Consider the following 14,285-nt stretch of genomic DNA (forward strand, 5'->3'; position numbering starts at 1 on the left):
CCGAACATATGCGAGGCGTATTCATCACCTTCGAAGGCGTGGACGGCGTAGGCAAGACCACGCAGGTCGAACGGCTGCGCGATTGGCTCGAATCGTCCGGCCATGAGGTCGTCGTGACCCGCGAACCGGGTGGCACGCCGCTGGGCAAGGCCATTCGCGGCCTGCTGCTGCATGGTGTTCCCGTTGATTCCGCCGATTCCAGCGATTCCGCCGATATCGCCCCGCGTGCCGAGGCGCTGCTCTTCGCCGCCGACCGCGCCCAGCATGTCGCCGAGGTGATCCATCCGGCGTTGGAGCGTGGAGCGGTTGTGATCAGCGACCGCTATATCGACTCCTCACTGGCCTATCAGGCCGGCGGGCGCGAGCTCACCGCCGAGGAGATCCGTTCGCTGAGCATGTGGGCGACGAACGGGTTGCTGCCCGACCGCACATTTCTGCTGGACATGGACCCCGCGCTGTCGCATAGGCGTCTCGGCCGCGCCGAGGACCGTATGGAGGCCGCGGGCGATGATTTCCAGCATCGTACGCGCCGCGCCTTCCTGGATCTCGCCGATGCCGAGCCGGATCGGTTCCGTGTGATCGATGCGTCAGGTACGGTGGATGCGGTGGAACTGGCCATTCGCACCGATATCGAACGTGCGTTGGCGGAACCGCGCAACCCGTGAGAAGGGCGGATTCATGAGCGTTTGGGATGACATCATCGGACAGAAGTCGGTATGTGACATGCTGTCCGCGATCGCGACGGGCGACCCGTCCAAGCTCGCGCAGTCGTGGCTGATCTGCGGTCCTCCCGGATCGGGCCGCTCCAATCTGGCGCGTGCGTTCGCCGCCGCGCTGGAAAGCCCCGATCATGGTCTTGGCAGCGAACCGACCCGTGTCACCTCCCAGGTGCTCGCCGGAACGCACCCCGACGTGAGCATCCTCGCCACCGACAAGGTGACCATCGGCATCGACGAGGTGCGCGAGCTCATCACCGTATCCGAGCAGATGCCGAGTACCGCACCGTGGCGCATCATCATCATCGAGGATGTGGACCGCATGCTGGAACGCACCACGAACGTGCTGCTCAAGGAGATCGAGGAGCCGTCCGAACATTGCATCTGGCTGTTGTGCGCCCCCAGCGCCCAGGACGTGCTGCCCACCATCCGTTCCCGTACGCGCATCGTGAACCTTGCCGTACCGCAGCCGGCGGCCGTGGCCAAGTGGCTCGAACAGAGCAACGGTATCGACCCGAACATCGCCAAGCAGGCCGCCCGTCTCGCCGAAGGGCATATCGGCATCGCGAAACTGTACGCCACCAACGAGCGCGTGCGTACCGAGCGTGACGAACTCGTGGCGGGTGTGCTGAACCTGCATCGCGCCTCCGACGCCGTGCTGCTCGCCGACCGGTTGAATACCGACGCCAAATCGCAGGCGGAGGATGATGTGGAACGTGAGGCGGCCAGGGCGCAGGCCGATTTCCGGCGCATCAACGGGTTGGGGGAGTCGGATCGCATTCCGCCCAAGCTGCGCGGCGCCTACAACGCCATCGCCAAGAAGGATGAGATCAAACGCAAAGCCACACGCCGCAGCCGTGACGTGCTTGACCGGGCGTTGACCTCCGTGGCGAGCATATACCGCGACATCGCGGTGCTGCAGAACGGTGCCGAGGATTCTGTGGGGTTGATCAACCTGGAGAACCGCGCGGCCATTACCGAACTGGCGACCCGTATGCCGCGTTCCGGCGCGGTGGAACGGCTCGATCAGGTCGCTCTTGCCCGCAAGCGCCTCAATGGCAATGGCAATCCGCTGCTCGTGTTCGAATCGTTGTTCTGCGCGTTGCTGCCCTGAATAGGGAAGGGCCGATCCGGTGCCGGGGTGAGGCGTGGGCTGCGGGGTCAGACCTTGGCGTACCCGGTGGATTCTCGTATCATGAGCTGCGGCGGCAGGGAGATATGGGCGGGCATGCCGGTTTCCGAGGCGATCAGGCGTAGGGATTCCGAAACGATCTGCTCGAAGGGCGGATGCACGGAGGTAAGCGTCGGCATGGTCGTGGCGGCGAGCGGGGAATCGTCGAAGCCGACGATGCGGACATCCTCCGGGACCCTCAGCCCTAAAGTGTGCAACGCTACCATTGCGCCGAACGCCACGGCATCGTCCGCACACACCAGCGCGTCGGGGCGGTTGTCCTTCGAGAACAGGCGCATCGAGCAGTCGTATCCCCGTTGCACCGTACGTTCCCCGAATTGGTTCCAATCCGTATGCGAGACAAGCCGGTACGAGCGTACCTGGGTGTGGAACATGGTGAACAGTTCGGCGGATTCGAAGGAGACTTCCTTGCCGGCCATGTAGGCCACGGCGTGCGATCCGCGTTCGACGAGATGCCGCATGATGAGTTCCATCGAGGCGCTTTCGTCGATGGAGACCATGGAGGTTTTGAACGACTGCTGATGGCCGCCGATCTGCACGATCGGCAGGGAGTCGGCGTGGCGGTCAAGCGTTTCGGTGAGGTCTGTTTCGGTGCCGGGTACGACGATGAGACCGTCCACATGGCGCGACAGTAGGGATTCGATGCGGTCGGTCTGTGCGGAGCGGTCGGCTCCGATGCCGATCAGGAGCTGCTGCGCGTCGGCGTCGATCGCGTATTCGAGTTCATCGAGCAGCTGTGCGCTGAACGATTCCGTGGCACTGGGGATGACCAATCCAATGGAGTTGGTCACGTCGCTGCGCAGCGAGCTGGCCGCGTAGTTGACGGAATAGTTGAGCTGTTCCGCCGCGGCGCGTACGCGTCTGGCGATGTCGTCGTTCTTGCCGCGCTTGCCGGACAGTACGCGCGACACGGTGGCGATGGACACGTTGGCCAACGCGGCGACGTTCGTGATGGAACTGCTGCGTTCGTTCTTGCCGGCCATGCTCTCCTCCGTGTACGTGATCTATACCGTGAATGGTGTGGGATTGTGGTTCCGCGGGATGCGTGATAGCGGACAAGGCGTGTGAAACAATTCGTGAAACGCTCGAACGCCAATGGAAACCACATCAAGAATAGAACAGCCGCCCGTCGAAAGGGCGGGCGGCTGGAGAAATCGTCGAAAAAACGGGGTCACTCGGCGTTGACGAGGATGTTGACCAGGTTGTCGGCGACGGTTTCGTCATCGGCGCCCTGCACGTCGATCACGACGGCGTCGCCCTGCTTGATGCCCAGACCCATGACGGACAGGATGGAGCCGGCCGGGACGGCGTTGCCGCCTTCCTTGGCGATGGTCACGGTGCAGCCGGAGGCGGTGACGGCCTGGGCGAACTGGGCGGCCGGGCGGGCGTGGATGCCGACGGGATCGTTGATGGTGATGGTGCGGGTTGCCATGATGACACTCCTTTGAGTCGATTCGATTCTGTTATTCGTAACAATCATGCGGCGACAGGTGTGCCGCTGAAAGTCAGTGTAACACTTTTTCACAAAACGTGGAAAACGTTTACCGTTTTTGTGTCGCGGGTTAAGAGGTGTATACTGGCATGAGGCTGAAAATGATTTACCGGCAACGACGGTGGGGGTCATTGCAGTAACCGTAACGCGTTGGTCACGTTATCCATCAGGTTTTTGCCAACCTCGCAGCAGGTGGTTGGAAGTAAATAAAGGAAAGGGAGTTCCTTATGATTATCAAGGGTGTCGGCATTGGCCGTGGGGTCGCCGTGGGCAAGGTCATCCGTATGGCCCCGCCGCTGGAAGAGCCGGCGGACGTCAGCCGTGACGCCTCCATCAGCGCGGTGGAGGAGAACGATCGCGTCGCCAAGGCCATGGCCAAGGTGAACGCCGAACTGAACCGCAAGGCCGAACAGGCCGCCAATGGCGACGAAGGTGCCAAGCAGGCCGCGCCGATCCTGCAGGCCATCGCCATGTTCGCCTCCGATCCCTCCCTCGCCGAGAGCATCAAGAACCTCGTCAACGGTGGCAAGACCGGCGAACGCGCCGTGCTCGAAGGCTTCGCGCAGGTCGAGGAGATGTTCAAGATGATCGGCGGCTATCAGGCGGAACGCGCCGCGGACCTGCATGATGTCGGCCAGCGCGTGATCGCCGAACTGCGCGGCGTGGCCGCCCCCGGTGTTCCGGAATCCGACGAGCCCTTCGTGCTCGTGGCCGAAGATCTTTCCCCCGCCGACACCTCCACGCTCGACCTGAACAAGACCCTCGCCATCGTCACCTCCCAGGGTGGCCCGACCTCCCACACCGCCATTCTGGCCCGCGCGCGCGGCATCGTGTCCGTGGTGTCCGCAGCCGAGGCGGAAAGCCTGAAGGACGGCGAGAACGTGATCGTCAACGCCGCCAAGGGCGAGGTCGTCACCGAGCCGACCGGCGAGGAGATCAAGGAAGCGGAAGCCGCCAAGGAACACGCCGCCAGGGCCAAGGAGCTGCGCGGTCAGGCCGGTGGCACCAAGGACGGCCACCATGTGCCGCTGCTCGCCAACCTCGGCAAGCCCGCCGACGCGAAGACCGCCATCGAATACGGCGCCGAAGGCGTGGGCCTGTTCCGTTCCGAATTCCTGTTCATCGGCAACTCCGAGCCACCGAGCGTCGAAGAGCAGACCAAAGCCTACACCGAGCTGCTGAGCCAGTTCCCTGGCAAGAAAGTTGTCATCCGTATGCTCGACGCCGGCGCCGATAAGCCGCTGCCGTTCCTGACCCCGGAAGACGAGCCGAACCCGGCTCTGGGCCTGCGCGGCCTGCGCACCCTGCGCGAGCACAAGGAAGTCCTGGAAGGCCAGCTGAAGGCCCTGGCCGCCGCCGACGCCCAGACCGACGCCGACCTGTGGGTCATGGCCCCGATGGTCGCCGACGAGCATGAGGCCGACTACTTCGTCAAGCTCGGCAAGAGCTTTGGCCTGAAGAAGGTCGGCGCGATGGCCGAGGTTCCGTCCATCGCCCTCATGGCCGACAAGGTCGCCGAAGTCGCCGACTTCGTGTCCATCGGCACCAACGATCTGACCCAGTACACCATGGCCGCCGACCGTACCCTCGGTTCCGTCGCCGGCTATCAGACCGCATGGCACCCGGCGGTGCTGCGTGCCATCAAGCTCATCTGCGACGCGGGCAACGCCAAGGGCATGCCGGTCGGCGTGTGCGGCGAGGCCGCAGCCGATCCGGATCTGGCCGTCGTGCTCACCGGTCTGGGTGTGAACTCCCTGTCGATGACCCCGGTGGCCCTCGACGACGTGCGTGCCCAGCTGGCCGAAGTCACCTTCGAGGAAGCCCAGGCCAAGGCCAAGGCCGCGCTGAACGGCGACTTCTACACGCCCGCCAACTGATTCGGCGCATAAACCGGCATCGCCGTCAACCCAAGGTCCCGCCAGTCCTTCCACGGATCGACGGGACCTTCCGCATTCCGCTCCCATTCGCTCCCGCCCGCGGAAATGAGCCGTAAGCGGGGGCGAACCACGGGGAGAGCTACACTGAAGCGTATGAAGATCTCCGCTGATTTCACAGTCGTGCCCGACGACTACGCCAAGGCCGCGGCATCGGAATACCGGGTGGAAGGCGTGCCGTCCATCTCCTTCCCCTTCTACATCGACGAGGTTGACCCCGAAGCACGGTATCTGCACTGGGCGTTCACCGATCCCGACTCCATCCCCGTCTGCGGATTCGAATGGATCCATTGGACGGTCGCGAACCTGCCCATCGATGCGTTGATGTTCGATTTCAACGATTCCCACGCGCTGGCCATTCCGCCGGACTTCTCCCGCCAAATGCCCGCCATGATCCCCGAGGCCGTGCAGGGCCGCAACTCCTCGGCATCGCATTTCGTCGGTCGTAACGCCGATCCCGCGCTCACGATGCGGTACAACGGTCCCCAGCCGCCCGACAAGGATCATGACTACTGCCTGCACGTGTGGGCCACGAAGCAGCCGCTGCCCGGATTGAACCAGGGCTTCTGGCTGAACGAGCTGCTCCGCGGACTGCGCGAGTCGGGGGAGAACCCCGATCAGGGCGTCATGTTCGTCACGGGTCGCGCCTGAACGGTTCCGCCGACGCCCAGACGCATAGATACTTCGCTCCCGCGGGGAGCGCATCATCCAAGAACAAGAAAGGAAACCATGGCCTGTACCACGATTCTGGTAGGCAAGGATGCGAGCTATGACGGCTCCACCATTATCGCCCGCAACGAGGATTCCGCGAACGGCGAATTCTGCCCCAAGCGATTCGTCGTCGTCAAGCCGGAGGACCAGCCGCGCACGTACCAGGCGGTCATCTCCCACGTCCGTATCGAACTGCCGGACGATCCCATGCAATACACCAGCGTCCCCAACGCCGATCTCAAGGAAGGACTGTGGGGCGAAGCCGGCGTGAACGAGGCCAACGTGGCCATGAGCGCCACCGAAACTTTGAGCACCAACGAGCGCGTGCTCGGCGCCGACCCCTTCGTGGAACTCGTCCCGACCAAGGGCAAGGAAGGCGAGGAGGGCTATGAGCCCGAAGTCGCCGGCGGTATCGGCGAAGAGGATTTCCTCACCATCGTTCTGCCGTACGTCAAAACCGCGCGTGAAGGCGTGGAACGCTTGGGCGCTCTGCTTGAGGAATACGGCACTTATGAGATGAACGGCGTCGCGTTCTCCGACGTGAACGAGATCTGGTGGATGGAAACCGTCGGCGGTCATCATTGGATCGCCAAGCGCGTGCCGGACGCCGCGTACGTGACCATGCCGAACCAGCTGGGCATCGACGAGTTCGACTTGGACGATGCGCTGGGCGACCAGATCGAGCACATGTGCTCCGCCGACCTGGGCGAGTTCATCGAACGCAACCATCTCGATCTGGCCGTCGAAGCCACCTCGCCGTTCAACCCGCGCGACGCCTTCGGCTCCCACTCCGATTCCGACCACGTGTACAACACGCCGCGCGCATGGTGGATGCAGCGTTTCCTGAACCCCTACGACGAGGTGTGGGACGGCCCGGACGCCGACCATCGCCCCGAAAACAACGACATCCCGTGGGCTCGCCAGCCGGAACGCAAGGTGACTATCGAAGACATCAAGTACGTGCTGTCCGGCCATTATCAGGGCACCCCGTACGATCCGTACGGCAAGCTCGGCGATGAGCATACGCGCCACATGTACCGTCCGATCGGCATCAACCGCCAGAGCCAGCTCGCCGTGCTGCAGCTGCGCCCGTACCGCCCGCAGGCGTACCGCGCGATCCAGTGGATGGCCTACGGTTCCAACCCGTTCAACACGTTGGTGCCGTTCTACGCCAACGTCGACGTCACGCCCGCATACATGGCCGACACCACCACGCGCGTGACCAGCGAGAACTTCTACTGGGAGAACCGCATCATCGCCGCGCTGTGCGACGGCGCCTTCGCCGACACCGCCAACGCGGTCGAACGCTACCAGGAGAAGACCGGCGCGATGGGCCACCGCATGGTCGCCGCCACCGACGAGCAGGCCGCGCGCTTGGATTCCGCCGTGCAGGGCGAATTCGACGCCGACAACATCGAAGGCGACGTCGAACCGATGGAACCGGAGGCGATCATCGCCGCCGTGCGCAACGGTGAGGTGCGCGACGTGCTCGCCGCGGCCAACCAGACCATGGCCGACCAGCTGAAGGAGGAAACCGACAAGCTTCTCGACTCCGTGCTGTACACGCGCAGCATGGCGATGAAGAACGGTTTCCACATGTCCGATTTCTAATTTTTCACCGCGCCAACCGCGAGAGGGAACACACAGAAAGGTATCAACGAATGACTTCCATCGAGGACTTCACCAGACAGTACGGTCTGGTTCAGAAGATCGACGCCTTCGGCTATCTCGATTATCTGAAGAACAACCCCGACGCCCCGCGCAAGCACGGCAAGGTCGTGCTCGTCACCGCCGACACCCCGCTGAAGGCGAGCCGCGGCGAAGGCAAGACCACCACCACCATCGCGCTCATCGACGCGCTGAACGAGCGTGGCATCGACGCGGCCGCCGTGCTGCGCCAGCCGAGCATGGGCATCACCGCCGCCGGTTCCAAGGGCGGCGCCTCCGGTGGCGGCAAGGCGTCCCTGACCCATCCGGAGCTGATCGACTGGGGTCTGTGCGGCGAGATGGGGGCCATCGAAGCCGCCCAGAACCTGCTAGTCTCCTTCGCCGAGAAGGCCGTGGACGAAGGCAAGCTCGACACCATCCTCGTGCCGCGCGTCTCCGAAGTGCCGTCCCGTTCCCTGCGCCAGATCGCGGTGGACCGTGGCAAGGGCGACGTGCCCGAGCGCGTGGTGCTCACCCCGACCTGCGAACTCATGCAGATCGTGGTGCTGTCCCGTTCCATGGACGAGATCGCCGAGCGCGTGTCCAAGATGATCGCCGGCACCAAGGACGGCAAGGGTGTGACCTTCGGCGAGTTCGTCGACCTGTGGCGCATCACCGGCATCCTGTCCGACGCGGTCAAGCCCGCCAAGACCGAAACCGTGAACGGTTCGCCCGTGTACGTGCATGGCGGCCCGTTCGCCAACGTGTCCATCGGCATTCCGACGCTGGTTTCCGTGGAAATGGCGTGTGCCCTGCATGACGTGGTCATCGTCGAAGCCGGTTACGGCACCGACGCCGGCGCCCAGAAGTGGCTCGACATCGCATGCCGCGAATTCGACGCGCAGTGGCCGTCCGCCGCCGTCGTCGTGACCCGCGCCTCCACTTGGCGCGACGATCCGGAGCTGGCGTGGCGTTACCCGTTCCACGTGCAGCGTCTCGAAGGCTTGGATATCCCGACCTTCCCGCTCATCAACCTGTGGGAGGGCGAGGACGATCAGGTGCCGGCCCTGAAGCAGACCGCCAAGGATCTGGAATTCCGCGAGCCGATCGTCGGCAACCTGTTCCGCGACGGCGGCGAGGCGCTGGCCCCGCAGCTGGACGCCTTCGTCGACGTGCTGCAGAACGCCGCAGCGCCCGCTCGCCCGAGCAGCCACAGCGGCATGTCCGTGATCGAGGATGCCAAGTGGGTCGCCGAACACGCGTACGGCGTGCCGGCCGACCGCATCCTGCTCAAGGACGGTTTCGTTGCCTCCCGCGACGAGGCCATCGCGCTGTGCGAGAGCGTCGGCATCGACATCACCAAGCTCGCGCTGGTCGCGGTGAAGTCCCCGGCCACCATGACCGACAACGATCGCGCTCCGGAGGATGAGCGTACCGTCACCTTGAAGAAGGTGGAGGTGCATGCCGGTGCTGGCCTGGTGCACGTGAACCTCACCACGTCGCTGACCACTCCGATGCCGAAGATCGTCTGATCTGGCTGCCGGAGGCTGAGCGGCCGGCGTTGTAGGTGCGGTCGACTGCGATTGTCAAGCGGGGCCCGTGCGGATTGAACCATCCGCACGGGCCCCGCTTTGTCTGTTTGCTGGGGGAGTTGGGGGCGTTGCGCGGGTGGGGGTATTGGGCGTAGGGAGGCGAATTGCCCCGCGAACGGGGACGGAAGGTGCTACTTCGCCTATATATGGCAGATTCCACCGGCTTGAATTTGCCAAGTGCCTTATATATGGCACCTCAACGAGGAAACCCCGGGTATGCGCGCTGGAATTCCAACGTGCATACCCGGGGTGTCCGTGCCGGAACGCCATATATAAGCCACTTGGTTCATTGCGATGGCCCGAATCTGCCATATACAAGCGAGATAACCGCGCGGTGGCCGTATATCGGGACCCGCCTGGGCCGCATCGGAGCCTGTGGCGGGCTGTCGAGGGCATGTGGTGAGCGTTGTGCCCTCTTAAGCCACTCGGCCTTTCGTCAGAAGTTGCCGCCGTTCCAGCCCCAGTCGGTGGTGGCCGTGTAACGGATGTAGGTGCGGTCCTGCGGAATGCTGAGCTGCTCGCTCAGCGCCGCCATGATCTGCTCGGTCAGTTTCTCCCAAGCGGAGCCGGGAACGGAACGGCCGAACACGTTCACCTCGACGTAGGCGGCGGGGCGGGAATCGTCACCGCCGAAATAGATGGGCATATTGTCCTCGAACGGGCACATCAGCCAGCCTTCGGACTTGCCGGGGACGGCGGTGATGGCCTTGCCGTACGCGGCCTTCAGGGCTTCGCGCTGCTCGGGGGTGGTGGAAACGGAAACGTGGGTGTGGATGACGGGCATGATTCCTCCAAAATCGGTGGATGATACGCATCCATCATAGGCGTCGCCAAGCACCGTGAAAATATAGACGGAAACACAGATTCTGTGGAGTTTCTTGGTTTGGCCCGCGTTACGTCGCAGCGCACATGTTAAATGTTCGATGTGAAAAAACTGATTGAACAGCTGATGAAGTTCGGTATCGTCGGTGTGATCGCCTTCATCATCGACTGGGGCATCCTGAATATTCTGGTCGGCGTCTTCCACATGCATAATGTGCTCGCCGCCACCATCTCCTTTATTATCTCCCTGATCTTCAACTATGTGGCCAGCATGAAGGTCGTGTTCAAGCATCGCGACGACATGGCCCGCTGGATGGAGATCGTGATCTTCGTGGTCGGTGCGGTGATCGGCCTGTTCATGAACGACGCCATTATCTGGATCTCCACGTATGGCATGAACCATGACGCCTACGTCTCGCAGGGCACCGAATACCTGATTCGCACCAATGTGGGCAAGCTCATCGCCACCGCCGTGGTGATGGTGTGGAACTTCGTGACGCGCAAATGGCTGCTCGACGACACGCATACCAATGCGATGAATCGGCTGAAGAAAGCCGAGAACCGCCTGAGCCCGGAAGAGCTGGAAGCCAAGTGGGAGAACAGCTTCTCGCACAAGCTCGGCCTGTGGTCGCTGGAGCACACGCCCAAGGGCTGGCCGAAGTAAACCGGCAGCCGTGCGGCGCTGATATGCGCTGACATACGACGATGGCGGGTGGATTCCCCATGGGAATCCACCCGCCATCGTTTTGTTCATTATGTTGTGTTGCGCGTTGTACGCCGCGCACAGTCACACGGACGGCAGGTCACGCGTCGATCTGCGTGAGCACGGGCTGTTCCGTCGAATCCTTGATCTGCTTGAAGCCGATGAACGCGATCAGCAGCGATGCCAACGCCAGCGTGGTCACCACCATGAAGCCGCCATGCGAGCCCATACGGTCGATGAACACGCCTGCAATGGCCGATCCCGCGGAGCCGCCAATCGAGTTCATCGCGCCCATCCACGCCATGCCTTCGGTGAACCGCGTGGGCGGCACGAGATGCAGCATCAGCTGGTTGCCGTTCACCCAGGTCGGGGCCTGGCATACGCCGATCAGCAGGTAGATGATCATGATCACCCACAGGTGCTTGGCGAACATGAACGAACCGACGCCCAGATTCACCACCGCAAGGCAGAAGTAGAAGCGCTTCCACAGTGGAATCGTCCAGTTTTTTGCGCCGTAGAACAGTGCGCCCATCAGCGAGCTGAACGAGAAGCACGCGAACACGAAACCGGTGTATTGCTTCATATTCGCTTCCGTGGCGAACGAGACAATCGAAATGCTGGCGGCGCTCTGGAACGCGCCCAAACCAAACCAGGTGACGCATACGGCGATCAGGCCGGGTCCCCAAATGGATTCCTTCCTGCCGGCGAGCGCGTCGGCTTCGGCCTTGTCCATAGCGGTGCTGATTTCGGCTTCGCTCTTGCCTTCGGAACGTGCCTTGTCGCGCGCGTATTCCACGGCAGCCTTGGCTTGCAGCACCTTGGCACGTGCGGCCTCATGCTCACGGTACTGCTTGCGGGTCATGCCCGCTTCGCGTGCCAGTTGTGTCTGTGATTTCGGTTCGGTAGACAGCTCAGTCAGGAACATCAATGCGCCGATGATCACGCACATGCCGGTGAACGAGAAGGCCAGCAGACCGGAGATCACGGCCAGCGTCGAGGCGAGCGGATTGCCGATCACCCACATGCATTCGTCGAATACGCCGCACAGCGATAGTGCGCGGTTGGTGCGTTCGGTGTCGCCTTTGAGCTGGTTCGTCCAGCGTTGGCGGCTCATCGCACCCCACGGCGGGATGGCGGCCATGAACGGGGTGATGCAGAACAGCACCCATTCCGGCGCGTGCGATTGGATGCTGGTGATCAGTGAGGTCGCGACGATGATCCACACGATGATGGTGGGGATCGACACCTGCCGTTGGCCGAACTTGTCGACCAGCTTGCCCAACACGGGGCTTGCGATGGCCAGGGCGATGGCCTGCACTGCCGACAGGGCGCCGGCGAGCGAATAATTGCCGTAGTAATGCTGTACGGCGATGGTGATGGTCATGCCCACCATGGGGAAGGGCATGCAGGCGATGACGGAGCCGATGGAGAATCGCGCGGTGTGCGGTATGTGTAGCAATTCGGCATAGCCGCCGAACACTTTGCGCCCGACGTCTCTCAAACCGGTCAGTACTTGATTGGACATAGCAGCATCCACGCTCCTTTCCGCTCCCGACTGGATGTCCCTCGCACTCAGGCGTTGCATGCGAAGCCCTCATCGAATGATGTGTTGATTGTCCATGGTCGCGCAAAGTTTGCGTCGTGCATATTGGCGTCACGACAACTGTAATCGTTTGACACGACGCAAAACGGGCATGACACGCGGAATACCCGCGGTACATTGGAGTGAGATTGTTCGCCTCCGTTCGGGGGCGGTCCCGGCTGCGGAAAGGAAGCGCTGTGAGCACGACCACGATTCACTTCGTCCGGCATGGCAAGGTGTATAACCCCGATCATCTGTTGTATGAGCGTCTGCCGGATTTCCATCTGTCCGATCGGGGCCGTCGCATGGCCGAGGCGACCGGCGCGTACATCGCCGCCGACCCGGATATGAACCGTTCCGTCGCGATCTTCTCCTCGCCGCTCGACCGTACCCGCGAAACCGCGGGAGCCATCATGAACGCCCTCAACCCCGTGCGTGAGGAGCGCGGCGAAGCCCCGCTGGAACTCGTCACCGATGAGCGCATCATCGAGGCACGCAACGAATTCCGCGGCAAGCGCATCGGCCATGGCGAAGGCGCGTTGTGGCGCAACGGCAACTGGAAGCTCGTCGCGAACCTGTACAAGCCGAGCTGGGGCGAGACGTACCGGCAGATCGCCGCGCGCGTGGGCGGATTCGCGGACGAGAAGGTGCGTGAATTCCCGGGCGAACACATCATCGTGGTCAGTCACGAGTCGCCGATTTTCAGCTATCGGCACATGTTGGAGACCGGGCACCCGGAGCATTGGATGTTCCTGCGGCATACCGCGCTCGCGTCCATCACCTCCATCACCTACGACAATGCGACCGGGCGCATGGTGTCGGTCGCATACGTCGACCCCGCGGCCGACGTGAAATAGGCGTGGATGCGGAAACTGGCACGGAACGCAACGCGGAATACGACGGAGTAACGTATGCGACGGGGAAGCGAGGATGATATATGACGTACGCATTGGATAAGGAAACCGTGGATCGCATCGCCGCCATGCCTGTGGTGATTGAAGCCGCGAAGGCCGCCGACGAGCTGACGGCGCTCTGGCCGTTGGATGGTGCGCTGCGCATGGATAACGACGCGAAATACACCGAGGATCTGCAGGTCCGCACCACACTCGCCTTCGCGCGCGTGCTGACCGGGTTTGACGTGACGATGGCCGATGCCGAATTCGTGTATGAGGGCGCCGATTCCATTCCCGGCCGCCCGCAGGAAGTGGTGGATGCGCTGCTCGCCGCCGACGAGGCCTACGAGATCATGGAGGATTACGCCCGTGACGGGCAGATCGATCTTGTCATCGAAGCCGCGCAAGCATTGGGGGCGAACTGGGACGAGGCCACCGCATGGGATGTGGAACAGCTGATTTCCGGCGTCGCCGGGCAGGTGCATGACATCGGCGAGCTGGATATGACGAAGCGTTTCGCCGTGGCGCTCACCGTATGCGACGCCCTGCTGGGTGTCGTCGCGCGTGATGCCGTCGATGCGCATGACGTGGCGGTGCGCTCGCTGCCGGTGATGTTGTACGTCAACGAGTTGCGTGAGGACTGTTCGGTGCCGAGAATCTGCCTGACCGGCGATCGGATTCTCGCTTTGATGGAACGCCGCGGGAATGCCGCGGATACGCTGACAGCCACCGCCGGGTTCATCGCGCCCCTGGCCGAAGCGGAGTGGCGCAGGCATCGTGAGGATGTGCTGTGGGACCCGGACGAGGCGAAGAAGCGTGCCAAGGAGGAGGATGAGCGCCGGAACAAGGAGGAGCTCGCCGCCAAATTCGCCGACAAATGATCGGAAGATAATCGACGAATAGTCGACGAACGACCGGTAGTGCAGGGGCCGGTGGCGCAGGGTGCGGCAGGTGGTTTGGCGATGCGTTCCACCTCTGATGGCGCAATGACACAGCGGGCG

13 protein-coding genes are annotated in these 14,285 nt (G+C 62.9%); 9 read left to right on the forward strand and 4 right to left on the reverse strand.

All coding sequences use genetic code 11. The features are described 5' to 3' along the window. The first annotated feature begins 8 nt into the window (after window positions 1-8). Together tmk and BUB29_RS06940 are read left to right on the forward strand one after the other, a co-directional pair. Complete coding sequence (tmk, locus tag BUB29_RS06935) at window positions 9-665, forward strand: dTMP kinase (protein ID WP_033523294.1); 657 nt, start codon at window positions 9-11, stop codon at window positions 663-665. Window positions 666-678: 13 nt separating this feature from the next. Then, window positions 679-1,830 (forward strand): DNA polymerase III subunit delta', encoded by a 1,152-nt coding sequence (locus tag BUB29_RS06940; RefSeq protein ID WP_033523293.1) that lies wholly within the window; start codon window positions 679-681, stop codon window positions 1,828-1,830. 47 nt (window positions 1,831-1,877) lie between these two features. On the opposite strand, the gene BUB29_RS06945 is transcribed toward BUB29_RS06940, so the two are convergent. Both BUB29_RS06945 and BUB29_RS06950 read right to left on the reverse strand, forming a co-directional pair. Beyond that, entirely contained in the window at window positions 1,878-2,891 is a 1,014-nt protein-coding gene (locus BUB29_RS06945) for a LacI family DNA-binding transcriptional regulator (protein WP_033523274.1), read from the reverse strand. Window positions 2,892-3,079: 188 nt separating this feature from the next. After that, complete coding sequence (locus BUB29_RS06950; RefSeq protein ID WP_003827635.1) at window positions 3,080-3,340, reverse strand: HPr family phosphocarrier protein; 261 nt, start codon at window positions 3,338-3,340, stop codon at window positions 3,080-3,082. 287 nt (window positions 3,341-3,627) lie between these two features. On the opposite strand from BUB29_RS06950, the gene ptsP reads away from it, so the two are divergent. From ptsP to BUB29_RS06970, 4 genes are all read left to right on the forward strand, one after another. Further along, entirely contained in the window at window positions 3,628-5,277 is a 1,650-nt protein-coding gene (ptsP, locus tag BUB29_RS06955; RefSeq protein ID WP_033523273.1) for a phosphoenolpyruvate--protein phosphotransferase, read from the forward strand. Between the two features lie 153 nt (window positions 5,278-5,430). Beyond that, complete coding sequence (locus tag BUB29_RS06960) at window positions 5,431-5,985, forward strand: YbhB/YbcL family Raf kinase inhibitor-like protein (protein WP_033523272.1); 555 nt, start codon at window positions 5,431-5,433, stop codon at window positions 5,983-5,985. A gap of 78 nt (window positions 5,986-6,063) precedes the next feature. Then, window positions 6,064-7,656 carry a C69 family dipeptidase gene (locus tag BUB29_RS06965; RefSeq protein WP_033523271.1) on the forward strand — a complete coding sequence of 531 codons (1,593 nt, stop codon included), beginning with the start codon at window positions 6,064-6,066 and terminating at the stop codon, window positions 7,654-7,656. Window positions 7,657-7,706: 50 nt separating this feature from the next. After that, entirely contained in the window at window positions 7,707-9,224 is a 1,518-nt protein-coding gene (locus BUB29_RS06970; protein ID WP_033523270.1) for a formate--tetrahydrofolate ligase, read from the forward strand. A gap of 496 nt (window positions 9,225-9,720) precedes the next feature. On the opposite strand, the gene BUB29_RS06975 is transcribed toward BUB29_RS06970, so the two are convergent. Further along, window positions 9,721-10,068: a phenylpyruvate tautomerase MIF-related protein gene (locus tag BUB29_RS06975; RefSeq protein ID WP_033523269.1), complete on the reverse strand. Its 348-nt coding sequence runs from the start codon at window positions 10,066-10,068 to the stop codon at window positions 9,721-9,723. Window positions 10,069-10,233: 165 nt separating this feature from the next. Between BUB29_RS06975 and BUB29_RS06980 the strand changes: the two genes are divergently transcribed. Next, window positions 10,234-10,770, forward strand: coding sequence for a GtrA family protein (locus BUB29_RS06980; protein WP_033523292.1), 537 nt, complete (start codon window positions 10,234-10,236; stop codon window positions 10,768-10,770). A gap of 139 nt (window positions 10,771-10,909) precedes the next feature. Here the strand turns inward: BUB29_RS06980 and BUB29_RS06985 are convergent, their stop codons facing one another. Next, complete coding sequence (locus BUB29_RS06985; RefSeq protein WP_033523268.1) at window positions 10,910-12,334, reverse strand: MFS transporter; 1,425 nt, start codon at window positions 12,332-12,334, stop codon at window positions 10,910-10,912. A gap of 254 nt (window positions 12,335-12,588) precedes the next feature. Between BUB29_RS06985 and BUB29_RS06990 the strand changes: the two genes are divergently transcribed. Both BUB29_RS06990 and BUB29_RS06995 read left to right on the forward strand, forming a co-directional pair. Further along, window positions 12,589-13,248 carry a histidine phosphatase family protein gene (locus BUB29_RS06990; RefSeq protein WP_033523267.1) on the forward strand — a complete coding sequence of 220 codons (660 nt, stop codon included), beginning with the start codon at window positions 12,589-12,591 and terminating at the stop codon, window positions 13,246-13,248. An 80-nt stretch (window positions 13,249-13,328) separates the two neighbouring features. Then, entirely contained in the window at window positions 13,329-14,165 is an 837-nt protein-coding gene (locus BUB29_RS06995; RefSeq protein ID WP_033523266.1) for a hypothetical protein, read from the forward strand. Window positions 14,166-14,285: the final 120 nt, after the last annotated feature.

Source organism: Bifidobacterium merycicum DSM 6492, from assembly GCF_900129045.1.
GTDB lineage: Bacteria > Actinomycetota > Actinomycetes > Actinomycetales > Bifidobacteriaceae > Bifidobacterium > Bifidobacterium merycicum.

What these genes read in the sequence shown, in the direction of transcription:
- ptsP (WP_033523273.1), top strand. Translation starts at nt 3,628, where the DNA reads ATGATTATCAAGGGTGTCGGCATTGGCCGTGGGGTCGCCGTGGGCAAG.
- tmk (WP_033523294.1), top strand. Translation starts at nt 9, where the DNA reads ATGCGAGGCGTATTCATCACCTTCGAAGGCGTGGACGGCGTAGGCAAG.
- BUB29_RS06985 (WP_033523268.1), bottom strand. Translation starts at nt 12,334, where the DNA reads ATGTCCAATCAAGTACTGACCGGTTTGAGAGACGTCGGGCGCAAAGTG.
- BUB29_RS06940 (WP_033523293.1), top strand. Translation starts at nt 679, where the DNA reads ATGAGCGTTTGGGATGACATCATCGGACAGAAGTCGGTATGTGACATG.
- BUB29_RS06965 (WP_033523271.1), top strand. Translation starts at nt 6,064, where the DNA reads ATGGCCTGTACCACGATTCTGGTAGGCAAGGATGCGAGCTATGACGGC.
- BUB29_RS06945 (WP_033523274.1), bottom strand. Translation starts at nt 2,891, where the DNA reads ATGGCCGGCAAGAACGAACGCAGCAGTTCCATCACGAACGTCGCCGCG.
- BUB29_RS06970 (WP_033523270.1), top strand. Translation starts at nt 7,707, where the DNA reads ATGACTTCCATCGAGGACTTCACCAGACAGTACGGTCTGGTTCAGAAG.
- BUB29_RS06995 (WP_033523266.1), top strand. Translation starts at nt 13,329, where the DNA reads ATGACGTACGCATTGGATAAGGAAACCGTGGATCGCATCGCCGCCATG.
- BUB29_RS06975 (WP_033523269.1), bottom strand. Translation starts at nt 10,068, where the DNA reads ATGCCCGTCATCCACACCCACGTTTCCGTTTCCACCACCCCCGAGCAG.
- BUB29_RS06960 (WP_033523272.1), top strand. Translation starts at nt 5,431, where the DNA reads ATGAAGATCTCCGCTGATTTCACAGTCGTGCCCGACGACTACGCCAAG.
- BUB29_RS06980 (WP_033523292.1), top strand. Translation starts at nt 10,234, where the DNA reads ATGAAGTTCGGTATCGTCGGTGTGATCGCCTTCATCATCGACTGGGGC.
- BUB29_RS06950 (WP_003827635.1), bottom strand. Translation starts at nt 3,340, where the DNA reads ATGGCAACCCGCACCATCACCATCAACGATCCCGTCGGCATCCACGCC.